General features: G+C 31.3%; 18 protein-coding genes. All 18 read right to left on the reverse strand.

Features of this window, described 5'->3' with window-relative positions; translation table 11 throughout:
* Position 1: 1 nt before the first annotated feature.
* Entirely contained in the window at positions 2-1,045 is a 1,044-nt protein-coding gene (gene hrcA, locus DY123_RS03085) for a heat-inducible transcriptional repressor HrcA (RefSeq protein WP_108982201.1), read from the reverse strand.
* Between the two features lie 103 nt (positions 1,046-1,148).
* Positions 1,149-2,093, reverse strand: a complete 945-nt coding sequence (ribF, locus tag DY123_RS03090; RefSeq protein WP_108982202.1) for a riboflavin biosynthesis protein RibF — start codon at positions 2,091-2,093, stop codon at positions 1,149-1,151.
* Positions 2,094-2,108: 15 nt separating this feature from the next.
* A complete protein-coding gene (truB, locus tag DY123_RS03095; RefSeq protein WP_108982203.1) occupies positions 2,109-3,023 on the reverse strand; it encodes a tRNA pseudouridine(55) synthase TruB in 915 nt (304 codons plus the stop codon).
* A 105-nt stretch (positions 3,024-3,128) separates the two neighbouring features.
* Positions 3,129-3,482: a 30S ribosome-binding factor RbfA gene (rbfA, locus tag DY123_RS03100; RefSeq protein WP_140924128.1), complete on the reverse strand. Its 354-nt coding sequence runs from the start codon at positions 3,480-3,482 to the stop codon at positions 3,129-3,131.
* Between the two features lie 13 nt (positions 3,483-3,495).
* A complete protein-coding gene (infB, locus tag DY123_RS03105) occupies positions 3,496-5,754 on the reverse strand; it encodes a translation initiation factor IF-2 (RefSeq protein ID WP_140934383.1) in 2,259 nt (752 codons plus the stop codon).
* A gap of 4 nt (positions 5,755-5,758) precedes the next feature.
* Positions 5,759-6,076 carry a L7Ae/L30e/S12e/Gadd45 family ribosomal protein gene (locus tag DY123_RS03110; RefSeq protein WP_108982205.1) on the reverse strand — a complete coding sequence of 106 codons (318 nt, stop codon included), beginning with the start codon at positions 6,074-6,076 and terminating at the stop codon, positions 5,759-5,761.
* Positions 6,066-6,365, reverse strand: a complete 300-nt coding sequence (gene rnpM / locus DY123_RS03115; protein ID WP_108982206.1) for an RNase P modulator RnpM — start codon at positions 6,363-6,365, stop codon at positions 6,066-6,068. Before rnpM ends, DY123_RS03110 begins: the two co-directional genes overlap by 11 nt.
* Positions 6,366-6,385: 20 nt before the next feature.
* Positions 6,386-7,471: a transcription termination factor NusA gene (gene nusA / locus DY123_RS03120; protein ID WP_140924132.1), complete on the reverse strand. Its 1,086-nt coding sequence runs from the start codon at positions 7,469-7,471 to the stop codon at positions 6,386-6,388.
* 18 nt (positions 7,472-7,489) lie between these two features.
* Entirely contained in the window at positions 7,490-7,963 is a 474-nt protein-coding gene (gene rimP, locus DY123_RS03125; protein WP_105964697.1) for a ribosome maturation factor RimP, read from the reverse strand.
* Between the two features lie 113 nt (positions 7,964-8,076).
* Positions 8,077-12,396, reverse strand: coding sequence for a PolC-type DNA polymerase III (locus DY123_RS03130; RefSeq protein ID WP_140924133.1), 4,320 nt, complete (start codon positions 12,394-12,396; stop codon positions 8,077-8,079).
* A gap of 71 nt (positions 12,397-12,467) precedes the next feature.
* Positions 12,468-14,177, reverse strand: coding sequence for a proline--tRNA ligase (locus DY123_RS03135; RefSeq protein WP_140924135.1), 1,710 nt, complete (start codon positions 14,175-14,177; stop codon positions 12,468-12,470).
* Positions 14,178-14,202: 25 nt separating this feature from the next.
* Positions 14,203-15,477 carry an RIP metalloprotease RseP gene (gene rseP / locus DY123_RS03140; RefSeq protein ID WP_140924137.1) on the reverse strand — a complete coding sequence of 425 codons (1,275 nt, stop codon included), beginning with the start codon at positions 15,475-15,477 and terminating at the stop codon, positions 14,203-14,205.
* Between the two features lie 25 nt (positions 15,478-15,502).
* Positions 15,503-16,291: a phosphatidate cytidylyltransferase gene (locus tag DY123_RS03145; RefSeq protein WP_140924138.1), complete on the reverse strand. Its 789-nt coding sequence runs from the start codon at positions 16,289-16,291 to the stop codon at positions 15,503-15,505.
* A gap of 15 nt (positions 16,292-16,306) precedes the next feature.
* Positions 16,307-17,068, reverse strand: a complete 762-nt coding sequence (gene uppS / locus DY123_RS03150) for an undecaprenyl pyrophosphate synthase (RefSeq protein WP_140924140.1) — start codon at positions 17,066-17,068, stop codon at positions 16,307-16,309.
* A 73-nt stretch (positions 17,069-17,141) separates the two neighbouring features.
* Entirely contained in the window at positions 17,142-17,540 is a 399-nt protein-coding gene (locus DY123_RS03155) for a hypothetical protein (RefSeq protein WP_105964703.1), read from the reverse strand.
* Between the two features lie 11 nt (positions 17,541-17,551).
* Positions 17,552-18,115, reverse strand: coding sequence for a ribosome recycling factor (gene frr, locus DY123_RS03160; RefSeq protein ID WP_108982211.1), 564 nt, complete (start codon positions 18,113-18,115; stop codon positions 17,552-17,554).
* A gap of 3 nt (positions 18,116-18,118) precedes the next feature.
* Complete coding sequence (gene pyrH / locus DY123_RS03165; RefSeq protein ID WP_105964705.1) at positions 18,119-18,841, reverse strand: UMP kinase; 723 nt, start codon at positions 18,839-18,841, stop codon at positions 18,119-18,121.
* A gap of 143 nt (positions 18,842-18,984) precedes the next feature.
* The gene (gene tsf / locus DY123_RS03170) at positions 18,985-19,860 is read right to left on the reverse strand and encodes a translation elongation factor Ts (protein WP_140924142.1); all 876 of its coding nucleotides are present in this window, start codon (positions 19,858-19,860) and stop codon (positions 18,985-18,987) included.
* Positions 19,861-19,946 lie beyond the last annotated feature (86 nt).

The raw sequence follows: 19,946 nt of genomic DNA on the forward strand, positions 1-19,946 counted from the left end.
TTTACTGATCATATTTATTATAATAGTTTAATAGTTTCTTTGATAATTCGTCTCGGAAGCTTTCTACTATTCCAATAATTCTTGAATATGGCATTCTAGTAGGACCTAATACAGCAACTACTCCTTTACCATATTCACCAACATCATAAGTCCCAGTAATAACACTATAGTCTTTTAATAAACTATTGCTTATTTCAGGACCTATTTTCACTGAAATTGATTTCCCAGAATTATTTATAAATTGAGAAATATCATCAGTATCATTCAATAATGAGTATATTGGCTTTAGATAACTGATATCATTATTATCAGTAAAACTTAACAAATTCAATTCACCGCCGATATAGAATTGATTTTTAGAAGCTTCGGTTAATATATTATTAAGCGTAGCCAATATTCCTTTTGGATTATTGATATACTTAACAATTTCTTTAGTAAAATCACCTTTCAATAATGATTTTAAAATATCTGATAAAGATTTGCCAACCATTTTATCATTGATTAACCTCACAACGGCATCTAATTGTTCACCATTAATATCATCAGAAATATGAAAAATTTGATTAATGACGTCTTGACTATCAGTAATTAAAATTGCCATTACCTGTCTATTGCCAAGAGGAACTAAATGAAAGCTTCTTAATCTACGGCTTACTTGCTGCTCAGGTTTTAAAGCTAAAGCAGTATAATTTGTTAAATTCGATAAGATATTAGCAGATTGCTCAACAATCTCATCTATCTTTCCAAAATTACCACCTAATGCTGTTTTAATAATTCTAATATCACTATTATCAATAGGATTAGGATTAAGTAAATTATCGACATAATATCGATATCCTTCAATAGATGGAATTCTTCCAGAAGAAGAATGCGTTTTGGAAATTAAACCAACCTTTTCAAGATAAGCCATATCATTTCTTACGGTAGCTGAACTGACATGTATGGGTAGTTGATTCGATAATGCTTTGGAACCGACAGGTACACCAGATTTTGTATAATCACTAACGATTACTTCTAAAACGGTTTTTTGCCTTTCGCTGAGCATATATCAATCACTCCTTTAATAGTTAGCACTCTTAGCAGTCTTATTAACTAAGTGCTAACTACAATATATAATTTAACAAAGCATCATATATAAGTCAAGAAAACTACCCTCGTTTTTTATTAAAAAAATCTCTAGTGAATTTTTCATCCATCGATAGCTGATTAATCAAGGTATCAACTCCATCAAATTTAACTTCACCACGGATTCGATATAACCAATCTATAGATACATTTTCTCCATAAATGTTATGATCAAAATCTAAAATATTAATTTCAACTGTAATTGGGTTCTTATCTCCAAATGTAACGTTTCTTCCAATTGATGCCATTCCATTATAAGCTTTATCACCGATAGTTATATTAACTACATAAATTCCAATACTTGGCAGCCATTGAAATTCGCTATGCTCAATATTAGCGGTGGGATATCCTAATTCTCTACCCCTGGCTAATCCATGAACTACTAAACCAAAAGTTTTAAAAGGACGCCCCAAAAGATTATTTACAGTTTTAATATCTCCTTGATCGAGATTATGCCTAACAGCAGTAGAACTAATTTTTTTATCATTAAAACTACTTAAATCAACCGCACAGACATCAAAACGACCATCAGAGTATCCAATCATATTCTTCATATCAGCATCTTTAGAACCATAAGTATGGTCCACACCAGCAACAACAGTGTCAACATTGAATCTTATTAAATAATTATTAACAAATTCTATTGGTGATTGATTTTGAAAATCGAAACTATAATTTACTAAGAATACTTTTTTTACACCAAGATTTTTAAATAATTTCATTTTATAATCATTAAGAGTTATGCTTCTTCTTTCATGACTGCTAATTTGTTTATATACAATTGAAGGCTTGTGATCATAAGTAAGAATTGCTAAATCTAAATTTTTCTTTATAGCAATCTCTTTTGCTTTTTCAATGACTTTTTGATGTCCTAAATGAATACCATCAAAATATCCCATAGCAAGTACACATTTATTATTGTTTTTAAAATTATTATCTATTGGATGGTGAATTTTAATAATTTCCATTAGAAAGTATCCTTTCTATTTATTACTAAACATTTTTTCTGGCTTGAATGCCTGTTTGTCTTTGCTGAAATAATATAAAGCTTTTATATCTTTTTTATAGGTAAGAACACATTTTTCATCATTAATATCTAATTCATCTGGACGTAACCATACACCATTTTGTACTAATTTCCACTGTGAATCTGACATTTCAACATGTTTGTATTGTAGTAAAGCATGATCAATAGAATACATCACACTATCAATATTATCTTTATGCATTGCATCTTCAACATCAGATAGTTTAACAGTTTGATCAATTGTAAAGTTACCACTTTTAATTCTAGTTAAATTAGACATTACAGCAGGAATTCCTATTTTTTTACCAAAATCAACTGCTAGGGTTCTAACATAGGTACCTTTCCCACAGCCGACTTCAAAATAAATGGTTTGTTCATGCTTTGTACTATCATAAAAACTATCTTTTATTTGTTTAAAATAGTTAATCTGAACATGATGCTCTGGTCTTTCTACTTTTTCATTATTTCTAGCATATTCATACAATCTTTTACCATTTACTTTAATAGCTGAATACATTGGTGGAATTTGAATTAAATCATCAGATACAAAACTATTTAGCAATTCATTTATTTTTTCATCCGATAACTTTTTTTTCAAAGATTTACGCTCAACAACATCGCCATCTAAATCTTCAGTGGTTGTTGAAAAGCCCAAAGTTATACTCCCACGATAAACTTTTCCCGATGACATTAAATAATCGACAACCTTAGTTCCCTTTCCTATACATATTGGTAAGACACCATCAACATTAGGATCTAGCGTACCACTATGTCCTATTTTTTTCATTTTGAGTATGCCACGCATCTTCCTAATACAATCAAAACTTGTCATACCCTTTTCCTTAAATAAAGGAACAATTCCATTTAACATACTTTTTCTCCTAAAATATAATTATTAACTAAAATTATATCATAATGAAATTATACTAATAAATTGAAAAAACAAAAAAGGCAGATTCAAATCTGCCTTTTTTGTTTATCTATCTGATTTTTTTAATTTATTAATAAGTTGATCAATTTTACTTCCATATTGAATGGAACCATCTAATTTAAAAATTAGTTCAGGTGTTCTATAAATACTCAAACGAGAACCCAGCTCACCTCTTATTAAAGAAGTTGCTTTATCCAATCCTTTTTGTGTTTTATCTTCATCACTTTCTTGATCAGATAAAATACTGTAATAGATTGTTGCATGTTGCAAATCACCAGTTACATCTACACCAGTAATAGTAACTCCTTGAACACGAGGATCTCTTACTCTCTTTAACAAAATATCGTTAACTTCACGTTGAATTTCTTGTTCCAATCTACCAACTCTATATTGCGCCATTAAAGTTCACCTCTTATTTAACAGGTATTTGTTCCATCTTGTAGGCTTCTATAACGTCGCCTTCTTTGATGTCATTGTAGTTTTCAATTGTAAGTCCACATTCGAAACCTTGTTTAACTTCTTTAGTATCATCTTTGAAACGTTTCAAACTATTTAATTCCCCATTGTAAACAACAACATTATCACGAATCAAACGAATCTTACTATCACTTCTAACATAACCGTTAGTTACCATACCACCGGCAATAGTACCAACTTTAGATGCTTTATATAGTTGTCTTACTTCAACTTCACCAGTAATAACTTCTTTATATTTAGGTGCTAACATACCCTTCATGGCTGATTCAACTTCGTCAATAGCATCATAAATAACTTGATGTAAACGAATGTCTACTTTATCAGTATCTGCTTGTTCTCTAGCTTGTGAAGTAGCACGTACATTAAATCCTAAAATAATAGCATTACTTGCTTCTGCTAAAGCAACATCACTTTCATTAATAGCTCCAACTGAACTATGAACAATGTTTACCTTAACACCTTCAACATCAATTTTTTGTAAACTGGATGCTAAAGCTTCAACTGAACCTTGAACATCAGCTTTAATAATGACGTCGACTTCTTTCTTTTCGCCTTCTTTAATTGAATCAAATAGATTGTCTAATGTTACACTATTATTTTTCTTACGTTCTTCCATTTGAGCTTCTTTGGCTCTTTCTTCACCAGCTGCACGAGCAGTCTTTTCATCATCAAAGACAATGAAACGATCACCAGCTTCTGGAACATCATTTAAACCAGTAACCTCAATTGGAGTAGAAGGAGTAGCTTTATCTAAGTTTTTACCCTTTTCATTCATCATTGTTCTAACACGACCAAAAGTATCACCAACAACAATTGGATCTCCAACATGCATTGTTCCTTGTTGAACTAGTAATGTTGCAACTGGTCCACGTCCACGATCCAAACGTGCTTCAATTACAGAACCAGCAGCATTTTGATCTGGATTAGCTTTTAATTCCATAACGTCTGATTCAAGTAAAATCATATCGATTAATTCGTCAACATTAGTTCCCATCTTAGCTGAAATTTCAACGAAGATAGTGTCACCACCCCAGTCTTCTGGGACTAAGCCATGACCAGTTAATTGTTCAATCACATGATTAGGATTTGCACCTGGCTTATCAATTTTATTAATAGCAACAATAATTGGTGTCTTAGCAGCTTTAGCATGATCAATTGCTTCAATTGTTTGTGGCATAACACCATCATCGGCTGCAACTACTAAGATTGTAATATCAGTAATATCAGCACCACGAGCACGCATAGCAGTAAAAGCAGCATGTCCTGGAGTATCTAAGAAAGTGATAGTTTTGCCATCTTTCTTCAATTGATAAGCACCGATTGCTTGAGTAATTCCTCCTGCTTCACCAGCAGTAATATGTGAATTTCTCAAATAATCTAATAATGTAGTTTTACCATGATCAACATGTCCCATAATAGTAACGACAGGCGCACGATCTTCTTGATGTTCCTTATTATTTTCTTCTTCTTCAAAGAACTTATCAAGATCTGATACATTAACAACTTCTTTTTCTTCTGCTTTAATACCATAATCAGCAGCCAAAAGTTCAATTGTATCTTTATCTAAGGATACGTTTTGATTAACCATAACCCCTAGCATAAATAATTTTTTCACAATTTCAGCTGGTTCTCTATGAAGAGCTTTACCAATTTCTTGTGCATTCATTCCAGCATTGTAAACAAATGTTTCTGGTAATGGACGTTCCTTTCTTTCTGGTGCTTTGTTTTTCTTATTATTTTGTCTAATTCTTTGATTCTTGGTATACATTCCAGCGAATCTATTATGACGATTATGACGCTTATTAAATTTTTTCTTGTTCTTTTTACCTTGCTTAAAATTATTATTAAAGTTTGATTTTTGATTATTATTACTGTGATTATTGTTTACATGATTATTAGCATGATTACTATTACCATGGTTATTATTTACATGGTCATTGCTATGATTATTATTAGATTGTTGATGTTGATTTGAATTGTTATTCATTGAATTATTATTGTGATGTCTTTCTGAAGGCTTTTTAGAATGATTAGTATTTTTACCAAATATATTTCTGATTACTTTTTCATCACTATCGCTTAAAGTAGACATATGGTTTTTTACATCCATACCCTTTGATCTAGCAGTATCTAAAATTTTCTTACTGGCTACTCTCATTTCTTTTGATAGTTCATAAATTCTCTTTTTACCCATACCATCACGTTCCTTTACAATTATTTGTCATTTCATTCAAACGTTTGGCAAATCCGGAATCTGAAATTCCAATAATTGTTCTCTTCATCCCTATTGCGTTACTTAGGTCATTTTTAACGAACATATTATTCACCGGAATACCATAATAGTTTGACTTATCCATAAACTTTTTATAACTTGCCTTACCAGCATCAGATGGAATAAATAGAAATTTTATTTTATTTTTTTTAATTGCATTTAATAAAATATCCTCTCCAGTTGTAACCTTACCTGCACGCTTAGCAAGTCCTATAAAATTTAAAATTTTCTCTTTATTTTCCATTTTTAAATAGTTCTTTTCTAGCTTGTTTATGATCAACATATTCGATTAATTCATCATAAAATGAGTCATCAAGATCAACAGAAAATACTTCATTAAAAGTTTTATTCTGTTTAGCTTTTTTAGCAACATCTACATTGATTGAAACATAAGCACCTCTACCGGATTTCTTACCAGTTTCATCAATTGAAACGTTTCCTTCTTTATCTCTTACAACTCTTATCAATTCTTTTTTTGGAGCCATTTCTCCGGTGACAATGTCTTTTCTCATCGGAATTTTTCTACGTTTCATCGAATTATCACTCCTTAAAATTAAAATTCTTCATCTGAAGAGTCATCATCAATTGTATCAGATGAATCTTTAGATACCTCTGATTCTGACTTAATATCAATTTTGTATCCAGTTAATTTAGCTGCTAAACGAGCATTTTGTCCTTTTTTACCAATAGCCAATGATAATTGATAATCAGGTACAATTACAGTACATGCATTTTCATTTTCTTCATCGAATACGACATCAACAACTTCTGAAGGATTTAAAGAATTGGAAATAAATTCAGCAGGATTATCTGTCCATTGAACAATGTCCATATTTTCTCCACCTAGTTCATTAACAATAGTTTGTACTCGTTGTCCTTTAGGTCCAACTGTAGTACCAACAGGGTCAATATCATCATTAGTAGAACGAACAGCTACTTTAGCACGATCCCCGGCTTCTCTAGCAATTGAAACAATTTCAACAGTTCCATCATAAATCTCAGGAACTTCTTCTTCAAACAATCTCTTCAATAATCCAGGTGCAGTACGGCTAACAAAAATTTGAGGACCCTTAGTAGCATCTTCAACCTTATTAACATAAACTTTAATACGGTCTTGAGGACGATATTCTTCATTTTGCATTTGATCATTACGAGGCATAACTGCTTCCACTTGACCTAAATCGATATATACAAAACGATTATCTTCTCTTTCAACTTCACCAGTCATTAGTTCATCTTGGTATTTACTATATTTATTATAAACAATAGTTCTTTCTGCTTCACGAACTCTTTGCATAATAACTTGCTTAGCAGTTTGAGCAGCAATTCTACCAAAGTTTTTAGGAGTAACTTCAAATCTAATATCGTCACCTAATTCGTAACCACGATTAAGTTGTAGAGCATCAGATAAGCTGCATTCCAAACGATTATCCACAACATCTTCAACCACTTGTTTTACGGCGTAAACATGAACCTTACCTTTTTTATCATCAAATGAAACTTCAACGTTTTGTGCTTGATTGTAGTTACGTTTGTAAGCAGAAGTTAAAGCCGCTTCCAAAGCATCAATAATCGTTTCTTTTGCAATTCCTTTATCGTTTTCTAAAGCGTCTAAAGCGCCTAAGAGTTCTTTACTCATGTTAATTTTCTCCCTTAATTAAAATTTAATTGCTAATCTAGCTTTAGCAATAGATTTTTTAGGAATCGATAAATCTTTAAATCGACCCTTCATATTAATGTTAATAACTAAATCATCGTCGTTATATTCTTTTAAAGTACCTTCATAAATCTTATTTCCATCAATTGGTGCATAAAGAGAAACATGAATATATTCACCAATTGCATTTTCAAAATCAGAAGGTTTCTTTAGAGGTCTTTCTGCTCCTGGAGAGGAAACTTCAAGAAAATATGCTTGTGGGATTGGATCTGGTTCAATGGAATCTAGTTTTTCACTTAGTTCATCAGATACAAGTGCACAATCTTCAATATTAATTCCATTTTTCTTATCAATATATACTCTTAAATACCAACTTTTACTTTCTTTAACGAATTCAATGTCATATAAATAAAAGTCATGCTCAGCAAGAATTGGATTTACTAAATTCTCAACTGTCTCTGTAATTTCACTCAATGAAACGCCTCCTAAAAAAACCAATAAAAAGAGCGAGCATTTCTGCTCACTCCCTTCCATGGATACTAATCAAATTTCATAATACCACACATACATATATAATTCAATTTTAACTACATCATGTCAAATAAACTTAATTGGTTTTCATCAGGTAAATCATCAATAACATGGTTATCAGTCATAAATTCGATTATCTTTTTAGAAACTTTTCCTCGCTTAGATAAATCTTCTTTAGAAATAAATGGTTTATCAGCCCTAGCAGCAACAATTTGTTTTGCAACATTTAATCCCAGACTAGGAATAGCTCTAAATGGTGCAATTAATTTTTTACCATCTATTAACCATTTTTCAGCATCAGACTTTTCTAAGTTAACCATTTCAAAATCAAAACCACGTTCTACCATTTCATTGGATAATTCCAAAACTGTTAGTAAATTTTTGTCTTTGGATGATGCATCATTACCCTGATCATTAATTTCCTTCATTTTATTTTTTATTGCTTCTTTCCCATTGCACATAGATACTAAATCAAAGTCATCAGCACGAACTGAGAAATATGCACAATAATATACTAAAGGAAAATAAACTTTAAAGTATGCAACACGTAAAGCCATTAGGACATAAGCAGCGGCATGCGCACGTGGGAACATATACTTAATTTTCAAGCAAGAATCAATATACCACTGTGGAATATTGGCTTCATGCATTTGTTTTTGCCATTCATCTGGAATTCCTCGACCATGACGAACAGATTCCATGATTTGGAAGGATGTTTCTGAATCCAATCCCCAATTAATTAAATCAGTCATAATGTTATCACGACACCCAATAACATTGGCAATAGTAGCTTTACCATCCCTAATTAGTTCATCAGCATTCCCTAACCACACATCAGTTCCATGTGATAATCCTGAAATTTGTAATAACTGTGAATAATTATTAGGTTTAGTTTGTTCTAACATTCCTCTAACAAATTTGGTCCCAAATTCTGGAACACCAAGAGTCCCAGTTTTAGATTGTATCTGTTCAGGAGTAACTCCGATTGTATCAGTACCAGAAAATAGTCCCATAACTCCAGGATCATCCATTGGTATAGATTGAGGATCAACTCCTGATAAATCTTGGAGTGTTCTAATCATAGTTGGATCATCATGTCCCAAAACATCCATCTTTAAAATGTTGTCATGAATTGAGTGGAAATCAAAGTGAGTAGTTTCCCATGCTGCATTTTGATCATCAGCAGGATATTGAATTGGAGTGAAATCAAAAATATCCATGTCATCTGGAACAATAATAATACCAGCTGGATGTTGTCCAGTAGTTCGCTTAACACCAGTATCACCTTTAGCTAAACGATCAATTTCAGCACCTCTAATTACCTGTTCTGTATCACGCTCATATGCTTTAACGAATCCATAAGCAGTTTTATCAGCAACTGTCCCAATCGTTCCAGCACGATAAACATTCTTTTCACCGAAAAGCACTTTTAAATAATTATGAGCAATTGGTTGATAATCTCCAGAGAAATTTAAATCAATATCAGGAACCTTATTTCCTTTGAACCCTAGGAACGTTTCAAAAGGAATATTATGTCCATCCCCAACCATTAAAGTTCCACAATTAGGACATTTTTTATGTGGCAAATCATAACCAGAACCATATTCACCTTTAGTAAAGAAATGAGAATATTTGCATTTAGGACAACGATAATGTGGTGGTAAAGGATTAACTTCAGTTATTCCTGCCATGGTAGCAACTAAACTAGATCCTACAGAACCACGAGAACCTACTAAGTAACCATCCTTATTACTTTTAGATACTAATCGTTTAGCAATTAGATAAATAACGGAAAATCCATTTCCAATGATACTTTTTAATTCTCGATCCAAACGCTTTTGAATTATTTCAGGTAACGGATTGCCATACAATTCGTGAGCTTTGTCCATTGTACTATTCTTAATTTCATCTTCAGCACCATTCATGTGTGGTGTATACAATTTATCAAGAACTGGATGAATATCATAATCAATCATCTCAGCAATTTTGTTGGAGTTGTCAACTACAATCTTATTATCTAAATCTTCGCCTAAGAAATTAAAATTATCTAACATTTCGTTAGTTGTAAGGAAGTGTACATCTGGTAATTCTTGACGATTTAATGGATTAGCTCCACCTTGAGAATTAATTAATATTTTTCGATAAATATAATCATGTGGATCTAAATAATGAACATCACCAGTAGCAACAACTGGCTTTTCTAGTTCTTGACCAGTTTCAACCATATTAGAAATAATTTCTTCTAGATGATTTTCATCATGAATTAATTGTGAATCAATTAATGGTTGATAAGCTGCTTTTGGCTGTACCTCTAAATAATCATAAAATTTCGCCTTTTCAGTAGCTTCTTGTTTACCTTTTTGCATCATTGAAGTAAATACTTCACCACTAGAACAAGCTGAACCAACCAAAATTCCTTCTCTGTATTTTTCTAACACACTTCTAGGAATTCTAGGTACTCGATAAAAATATTTAACATTAGATAAAGAAATTAGCTTAAACATATTTTTTAGTCCAGCTTGAGTTTTAGCTAGTAAAATTGCATGAAATGGGCGAGCATGCTTATATGCATCATGTTCACTCATATGAGCATTAAACTCATTTACTTTTGTGATGCCATATTTATCTTCAGCCTCTTTAACAAAAATATAATTTAAATGGCCTGTACTTTCAGCATCATAGACCGCTCTATGATGGTGTTCAAGAGAGACATCAAACTTCTTAGCTAAAGTGTTTAAGCGATAACTTTTAAAATTAGGATATAAAAAACGTGCTAAAGGTAACGTATCAATAATAGGATTTTGAATTTTTTCCATACCATATCGAGCGTAGCCAACATTCATAAAACCAACATCAAATGTAACATTATGACCAACAACAATTGCGTCACCACAAAAATCTCTAAATAGTTTGAAAACTTCTTCTTCGGATTTAGATCCCTGGACCATTTCATCAGTAATAGAAGTTAACTGTGTTGTAAAGTCAGATAAATGAAATCCGGGATCAATAAATTCTTCAAATTGATCAATTACATTATCGTGTTGCATTTTAACAGCTGAAACTTCAATTACATTATCATAAATAGCAGATAACCCTGTCGTTTCAATATCAAATACTACATATGTTGCATCATATAATTCTCGATCATCAGCATTAAAAGTAATTGGAACTCCATCGTCTACAACGTTAGCCTCAACCCCATAAATCATTTTCATATCATTCTTTTTGGCAGCTGTATATGCAAAAGGAAAGCCCTGAACAGCAGCATGATCTGTGATTGCTATTGCTGATTGTCCCCATTTTTTAGCTCTTGAAACAAAATCACCAATACTATTAGTTGCATCCATTTGACTCATTTGAGTGTGTAGATGCAGTTCAACACGTTTCTTTTCAGCAGTATCTTTTCGTTCCTCATGCTTCAAAGGATTAATATCATAAGCATTTAGGGTCAATTCATGAGTATAATTATCCTCTTGTACTCCACCACGTGCTTTAATCCAATCGCCTTCTTGAATAGCAGCAAATTGATTTTCGTCATCTTCATTATTCGAGAATTTTTTAATTTCAATAGAAGAAGAATAATCTGTAACTTTTAAAATCATTAACTGACGACCAGAACGTAAAGATCTAATTTCCTTATCAAAGATATGCCCATTAATAATTACTAATCTTTCTTCTTGAACAATATCACTCATTTTAGTAATTTCAGCATCATCTTTAATTGGTCTGCCAATCATTACTTTACCTTTAGGCACAGCTTTATTACTATTTTTTTGTCTTTTAGCAGTTGATTCTTTAATTGCTTTCACTGCTTTTTGTGCTAATTGGGCATCACGTTTTTCTTTTTGGATTTGAAAGTCTTTTATTTTTTCTTGTGAAGCACTTTCATCAACATAAACGTGAATATTAAATTTAGGAAAACCAAGTCTTTGATAAGTTTCTTCAATTGGTGCCAAAGCTTTGCTAACCAAAAAGTTTTTTACAATTTCATTTTCAGCAACATATTCAACTCTTTGATTATTTAATTTTAAATCATTATGTTTCAGTAATTCTTGTTTTAAAGACTCTGAAATATTAGTATTCTTAACTACCCAATTCCAATATTTTCCTAAAATATTATTATCAAATTCATTATTTTGTGTCGATATGTTTACAGAAGAATGAGCAATCTCATCAAAGGTTGCATGAAATCGATTATAAAAATCAACAAAAGCTTCATAGGGTAAAATATGGGGTAAATTTAAGAAAAATTCCCAAATTTTTGATTTTTTATGAATTTCAATTTGCTCAATTCGACCATTTTTAAAATAAGACTCATCCCCATTTAATTGGAGTTGATTTATTAACTTTAAAAATAGTTTTTCTTTATCTAACAAAGATTAAACCTCCAATATTATAAAAGATGAAAAAAGACCAGTTATATATTTTAAACTGATCTTTAATCTAACTATTTCAAATCTTTAAACAGAATTTGAACAGTATTAACAACTTCTTCTTTTTTAACTTCGATAGTTTCACCAGTTTTTCTGATTTTAATTTCAACTATTCCATCAGTAGCTTTTTTACCTACAGTAATTCTTATAGGAATACCAATTAAATCAGAGTCAGCAAATTTAACACCTGCTCGTTCTTTTCTATCATCGGTTAATACTTCATATCCATTATCCAATAATCCTTTTTCGATTTCATTGGATACTTTAACTTGATCATCTTTTTTAACATTAACAGGAATCAAGTGAATATCAAATGGAGCAATATTTTTAGGCCAAATTAATCCATTATCATCAGATTGTTGTTCAGCAACTGCTGTTAATAGTCTACTAATACCGATTCCATATGATCCCATAACAACTGGCTTTTGACGACCATTTTCATCTAATACATTAGCACCTAAAGCCTTTGAATATCTAGTTCCTAATTTAAAAATATGGGCAATTTCAATTCCACGAGTAAATTTTAATACTCCAGAACCATCAGGAGAGATTTCTCCTTCTTTAACGGTTCTTAAGTCGTTATAAGAAACATTTTCAAAATCTCTGTTTGGATTTACGTTAGCAAAATAATTGCCATCTTCATTAGAGCCAACATAAGCATTATGCATATTTTTAATATTATTATCAGCTAAAACAATAATATCGTCTTTTAGATTAAATGGACCAACATAATTAATGTTAGTACCCATATATTCTTTAATTTGTTCTTCACTAGCCAATGACAATTGAGAACCATCAAAATAATTTTTAACTTTAACATCATTAATTTCATCATTACCGCGAACCATCACTAGTACTGGTTTTGAATCAATCATAAATAAAACACTCTTAATAACATTTTCTTTATCAGTATCAAACAATTGAGCAACATCTGAAATATTCTTAATGTTTGGAGTAGAGACTTTGGTGATATCTTTTGCTTCAGGATGACTTTGACCTGGTTCTAACATACTTTTAGCCATTTCTAAGTTAGCAGCATAATCACTATCATCTGAATAAACAATTGTATCTTCACCAACAGCAGCAGGAGCAGAAAATTCAATAGAATCTGATCCCCCCATAGCTCCACCATCACCAATAATAGTTCTATAACTTAAACCTATTTGATTAAAAATTGAACGATAGGCATTTTCCATATTATTATATATTTTATCTAAGTCTGTATCGTTAATAGAAAATGAATATCCATCTTCCATAATAAATTCACGGCCACGTAATAATCCATAACGAGGACGATTTTCATCACGATATTTAGGTTGAATTTGATATAAAATTAGAGGTAATTTTTTATACGATTTTATAGAATCTCTAATTAAACTTGTAAATGTTTCCTCATGAGTTGGTCCTAAAATAAAATCTGTATCATGTCGATTCTTTAACTTAAACAACTCAGGACCATATGTTTCTAAACGTCCTGATTCTTCCCATAATTTTGCTGGTAAAACTGCAGGCATTAATGTTTCGTTTGCATCAATACCATTCATTTCTTTTCTAACTATATTTTCAATTTTAGAAATAACACGATATGCCAATGGTAAGTAAGCATACATTCCTGCTGAAACTTGTTTAATATATCCAGCTCTTAGCATTAATTTATGGCTTAATGCTTCAGCCCCTTTTGGAGCTTCTTTTAAGGTAGGGATTAACATTTTAGACTGTTTCATAAAAATCTCCTTTAGTTTTACTTAATTAATGTAAAAAGTATCTTTGTATATCATTTAGAGTAACCAAAATCATAAGAATAACAATAAAGGCAAAGCCAACCAAAGTAACAATCGTTTCGACTTTTTCTGATGCTGGCTTTCTTCTAATTGCTTCAATAATGTTCAATAATATTTTACCACCATCTAAAGCAGGAATCGGAATAAAGTTAATAATGGCTAAATTAATTGATAGGAAAGCTATAAAATAAACTATTCCATCAATACCCAATTTAGCAGCTTGCGAAGTGTTAGCAAAAATAGCAACAGGTCCGCCCAAATCATTTAAACTGAAATGTCCAGAAAACATAGATATTAACTTAGTAACTAATAATTTAGTAAAATTCCATGTTTGATTAAATCCGGACAATGCTTTAGCAATAAATGAGTGATTTAAAGTTTGGGTTACCCCAATAACTCCATATTTAGTAGAACCACTTTTAGCAGATTGTGTTTTTAAAGAAATATTTTTTTCAGCATCATTATTAGCAATTTTTAAATTAACTTTTTGATTAGGTTTAGATTGAATAGCAACCGTCAAATCTTTCCAAGTATTCGTTTTTTGTCCATCAATACTTAATATCTTATCTCCATTTTTAATACCAGCATCTCTAGCAACAGAATTATTTGGTGTAACATTAACAGTATTAGTATTTGAAGGGGCACCACCCTGTAAGAAAGATAAAATAGAAAAAGCAATAACTGCTAAAAGAATATTATTAAAAATACCTGCAAAGTTAGTAATTAATTTTTTCCACACTGGAGCATTTTGAAATTGAACATCATTAGGAGCTATTTGAACAGCTGTTCCATCATGCTCAATTATGACAGCATCATGACTAACTGTATATCTTTTTTTAGATTCTTCATTTCCGTTTTCAAAGCCTTCAATGAAAAGATTCTTTTCTAAATCACAGTTTGTTACTTCAAGGGGTAGTCCTTGATATAAAGTTTGTTTTTTACTAGTGTTAATTGAATTTACAACTTGATTATCATCAAATTGTAAACTAACAGGCGTTCCTGGTTCTAATTCTTGTGATTCATTATCAGCAGATCCAGCCATACGGACATATCCACCCAATGGTAACAATCTAACAGTATAGGTCGTTGAATTGTGCCGATAATAAAATAATTTTGGTCCCATTCCAATAGAAAATTCGCGAACCATAATACCAGATTTTTTGGCTACTATGAAATGTCCAAATTCATGAACAAATACAAGAATTCCAAAAACTATTATGAAAGCTATGATAGTTATAATCAAAAAAATCGCTCCTTTAAATAATTAGCTAAATAATACCAAACAAATGTAGTATTGGTAATACAAAAAGCAAGCTATCAAAACGGTCTAGAATCCCACCATGTCCAGGTAAAATTTTACCGGAATCTTTGACTCTATAAAAACGTTTTAATGATGATTCTACTAAATCACCTAATTGTCCAACAATAGAAAGCAATAATGTTATAAGAATTGCTGATAAAATAGAAACATTCCCAATGTTATAAATTAGCATCCAAACAGTTCCTATTACAGTAGCTATTAAAGAACCACAAATGGATCCTTCCCATGTTTTATTAGGACTAACATGCGGAGCTAATTTATGTTTGCCTAATTTCTTACCAAATATGTAGGCTCCACTATCAGTTAGCCAAACAATAAATAGCGCATAAAATAGAGTAGCTATACTATCAGATCTTGCTGAAACAAAATAATGAAATCCAACACCTACATATAGCATGCTCAAAGTCATTACTCCTGTATCATCAAACGAGAATCTATTTTTAGTAAACACGTTTCTAAGTAATAACAACATAACTACTAAATAAAATAAAAACTGTGATGATAAGAAGCTTGGTAAATGTGCATACCATTGATCAGGTGCTATAACTATTGATACACCTAAAAATGATAGCATTGCTTCAGGAGAAACAACCAATTTCTTTTTCATAACTAAAATTTCAGATACAGCGACTATTCCTAATAATAAGGCCGCAATATCTATAAATATTCCACCAATTAAAACAATTGGAATAAAAATTATTAATGCGATAATCGCAGTTAAAACTCTTTGTTTCATTTTTAATTCCTCTATTTATTTATTTTTTAGACCACCAAATCGACGATGACGATTTTGATATTCATGAATACATTCTTTTAAATTAGAATCCTTATAATCAGGCCATTTAGTTTTATCAAAAACAAATTCACTATAGGCCACTTGCCATAGAAGAAAATTTGATAAACGTTCTTCCCCACTAGTTCTAATTAATAGATCCGGATTAGATAGATCCCTCAAATTAGATGTCATTAAAGATTCTTCAACAACATTATCATTAATATCATCAACATTTAAGTTACCATTTTTAACACGACTAGATATTTTTTTAATTGCTGAAACAATTTCGTCATGGCTACCATAATTCAAAGCAAAATTTAGAATCATTCCATTACAATCTTTAGTATCATAGATGGCCTTTTGAACCGCATTTTTTGTACTATTAGGTAATTTGTCAATTTCTCCCATAACGTTTACTTTAACATTATTTTCTATCAACTCTGGAACAAACTTATTAAAGAAACGTTCCGGTAATCCTAATAAATACTTAACCTCTTTTTCAGGTCGATGCCAATTTTCAGTAGAAAAGGCATATAGAGTTAATACCTTGACTCCAAGATTACTGGCTGATTTAGTTATCGTTCTAACAACTTCCATACCTTGTTTATGGCCAGCAATTCTAGGCAAATGCCTTTGCTTAGCCCATCTGCCATTTCCATCCATAATAATAGCAATGTGAGCAGGAATGTTATTAGGATCTAGTTGATGGTCTTCTAATGAATTATTTTTATTAAACATATTATCACCTATAAATTAACTATAAACAAATAAAGGATGAGTGGTATCCTCATCCTAAATTGCCAATTAAATTTTATTGAATTAGTCTCCATTCTCCACGTTTAGTATCAACTAATGTTTGGAAATATTTCAATAATTGGTTTGCATCTGCTGCGCTTTGTTCACCAAGCATGTTTAAACCTTTACCTGTAGGAATTGGATCAGTTAAATCAGTGATTTCATTCTTATCTTCTATAGTAGCTTGGGTAAAGGCAACAATCCAATCATCTTCAATTAATTTAGAAATAACAAAGAATAAATTAAAATCGTCAGTAACATAAGCAGGCATTACATATACATTATCTTGAATTTCTTGTAATTTGTTACCGTTGTATTCTAAAGCTTGGATATTTGAATTATCCATATCTTTGTTTAATTTAAAAATCATTTTTTCAAATTCTTTTGTACCTGGGGTTAATTCTTGTTCTGACATAAATATCTCCCTTATCCGTTCATTACTTCGTTTTCTTTATCAGAAACGATTTGATCAACATGTTTAATTTCCTTATCAGTTAATTGTTGAACTTGATCTTCTAAACGATGTGCTTCATCATCGTTAAAGTCATCACTCTTATTACCTTTTTTAACTGCGTCCATTGCTTCACGTCTAACATTTCTAATAGCAACTTTATTACTTTCACCAGTTGCTTTAACTTTTTTAGATACTTCAGCACGACGTTCTTCAGTTAATTGTGGAATAACCATTCTAATTTTATCACCATCATTAGCTGGATTAATTCCTAAATCAGCTTCTAAAATACCTTTTTCAATATTATTTAAGGCTGATTTATCATAAGGACTAACCATAATAACTCTAGCTTCAGGAACAGTAATTGCAGCAATTTGGTTTAATGGAGTGGTAGCCCCATAATAATCAACTGTAACACCTGACAATAAACTAGGGTTGGCGCGACCAGCACGAATTCCACCTAAATCATGTTTTAATGCTTCGGTAGTCTTTTGCATTTTACTTTTTGCATTATCTAAAACTTCTTTTGAAGTAACCATTATTTATTTCCCCCTAACAGTTGTTCCAATTTTTTCACCTTGAACAACCTTTTTAATGTTCCCATTTTCATTTAAATTAAATACTACTAACGGAATATTATTATCCATTGATAATGAACTTGCAGTAGTATCCATAACATTTAAGTTTTTATTAATGATATCCATTTGAGTTAATTCATCATACTTAACTGCATTGGGATCTTCATTAGGATCAGCTGAATAAATTCCATCTACACCATTTTTAGCCATCAAAATAGCATCAGCATGAACTTCAGCAGCTCTTAAAGCAGCTGTAGTATCAGTTGAAAAGTATGGATTACCAGTACCACCAGCAAAAATAACTACTCGATTTTTTTGCAAATGACGAACAGCCTTTCTTCTGATATATGGTTCAGCAATTTGTCTCATTTCAATTGAAGTTTGTACTCTGGTGGGAACATCAATTGATTCTAAATTATCTTGTAATGAAAGTCCATTCATTATGGTTGCAAGCATTCCAACATAATCAGCTTGAGTTCTTTCCATACCCATTTTTGCACCAGCAACACCACGCCACATGTTACCACCACCGACAACAATAGCAACCTGGATGCCTAATTTATATACTTCTTTTATTTCTTCAGCAATTTTTTTAATAACTGGAGGATTAATTCCAAATCCCTTATCCCCAGCTAAGGCTTCACCACTTAGTTTCAAGACGATACGTTTGTATTTTACGTCTGACATTGAACTTCCTCCATTAAAATAATTCATTAATATAATTTTAGCATAACATAAATAACAAAAACAGATTAATAAACTAAAATTAAATAAATTATAAAAAAAGGAGTGCCAAAATATAGCACCCCCTCCTTATCTTAATAATTAAATTATTTAATTTGACTATTTACTTCATCAGCAAAACTTTGTTCTTCTTTTTCGATACCTTCTCCAACTTCGTAACGAGCAAAGGCTTCAAGTTCTCCACCATTATCTTTAACAAATTGAGCAACAGTTTTATCTGAATCCATAACGAATTCTTGGTCAGCTAAACTAATTTCTGATAAGAATTTGTTTAAACGACCTTCAACCATTTTTTCAACAATTTTTTCAGGCTTACCTTCATCTAAGGCTTCCTTCTTCAATTCTTCACGTTCTTTATCTAAACGATCAGCAGGAACTGAATTTCTGTCTAAATATTCAGGGTTAGTAGCAGCAATATGCATAGCAACATGCTTAGCAACTTCTTCATCAGCACCCTTAATTTGTACTAAAGCACCAATTAAACCACCATTATGCAAGTAAGCACCAAAGTTGGCATCGTCATCCTTATTAAAGATTTCAAAACGACGTAAAGTAATCTTTTCACCGGTGATTTGAGTTGTATTAATAATCTTATCATTGATAGTTTCACCATCAACATCTAACTTAAGTGCAGCTTCAACGTCAGCTGGTTGTTCTTCAACAATCTTAGCTGCAACCATATCAATTAAGTCTTTGAAATCATCATTACCTGAAACAAAATCTGTTTCAGCGTTGATTTCAACAATAGCAGCTGCATTACCATTAGTAACAACACGTGTTAAACCTGCATTAGCAACACGGTCACTCTTCTTTTCAGCTTTTGCGATACCTTTTTCACGTAAAAATTCTAAAGCAGCTTTTTCATCACCATCAGAAGCAACTAAAGCTTTTTTAGCATCCATCATACCTACACTAGTTTTGTCACGTAAGTTTTTTACTTGAGCAGCAGTAATTTTTGCCATTTAAATGGCCTCCTTAAAATATTTAATTCTATTTTATAAAAAAAGGCTGACTCTGCATTAGGCCTTTCGGTCCAAACACATGAGTC

It is taken from the genome of Apilactobacillus micheneri, assembly GCF_006493595.1.
In the GTDB taxonomy this organism is placed as follows: Bacteria; Bacillota; Bacilli; order Lactobacillales; family Lactobacillaceae; genus Apilactobacillus; species Apilactobacillus micheneri.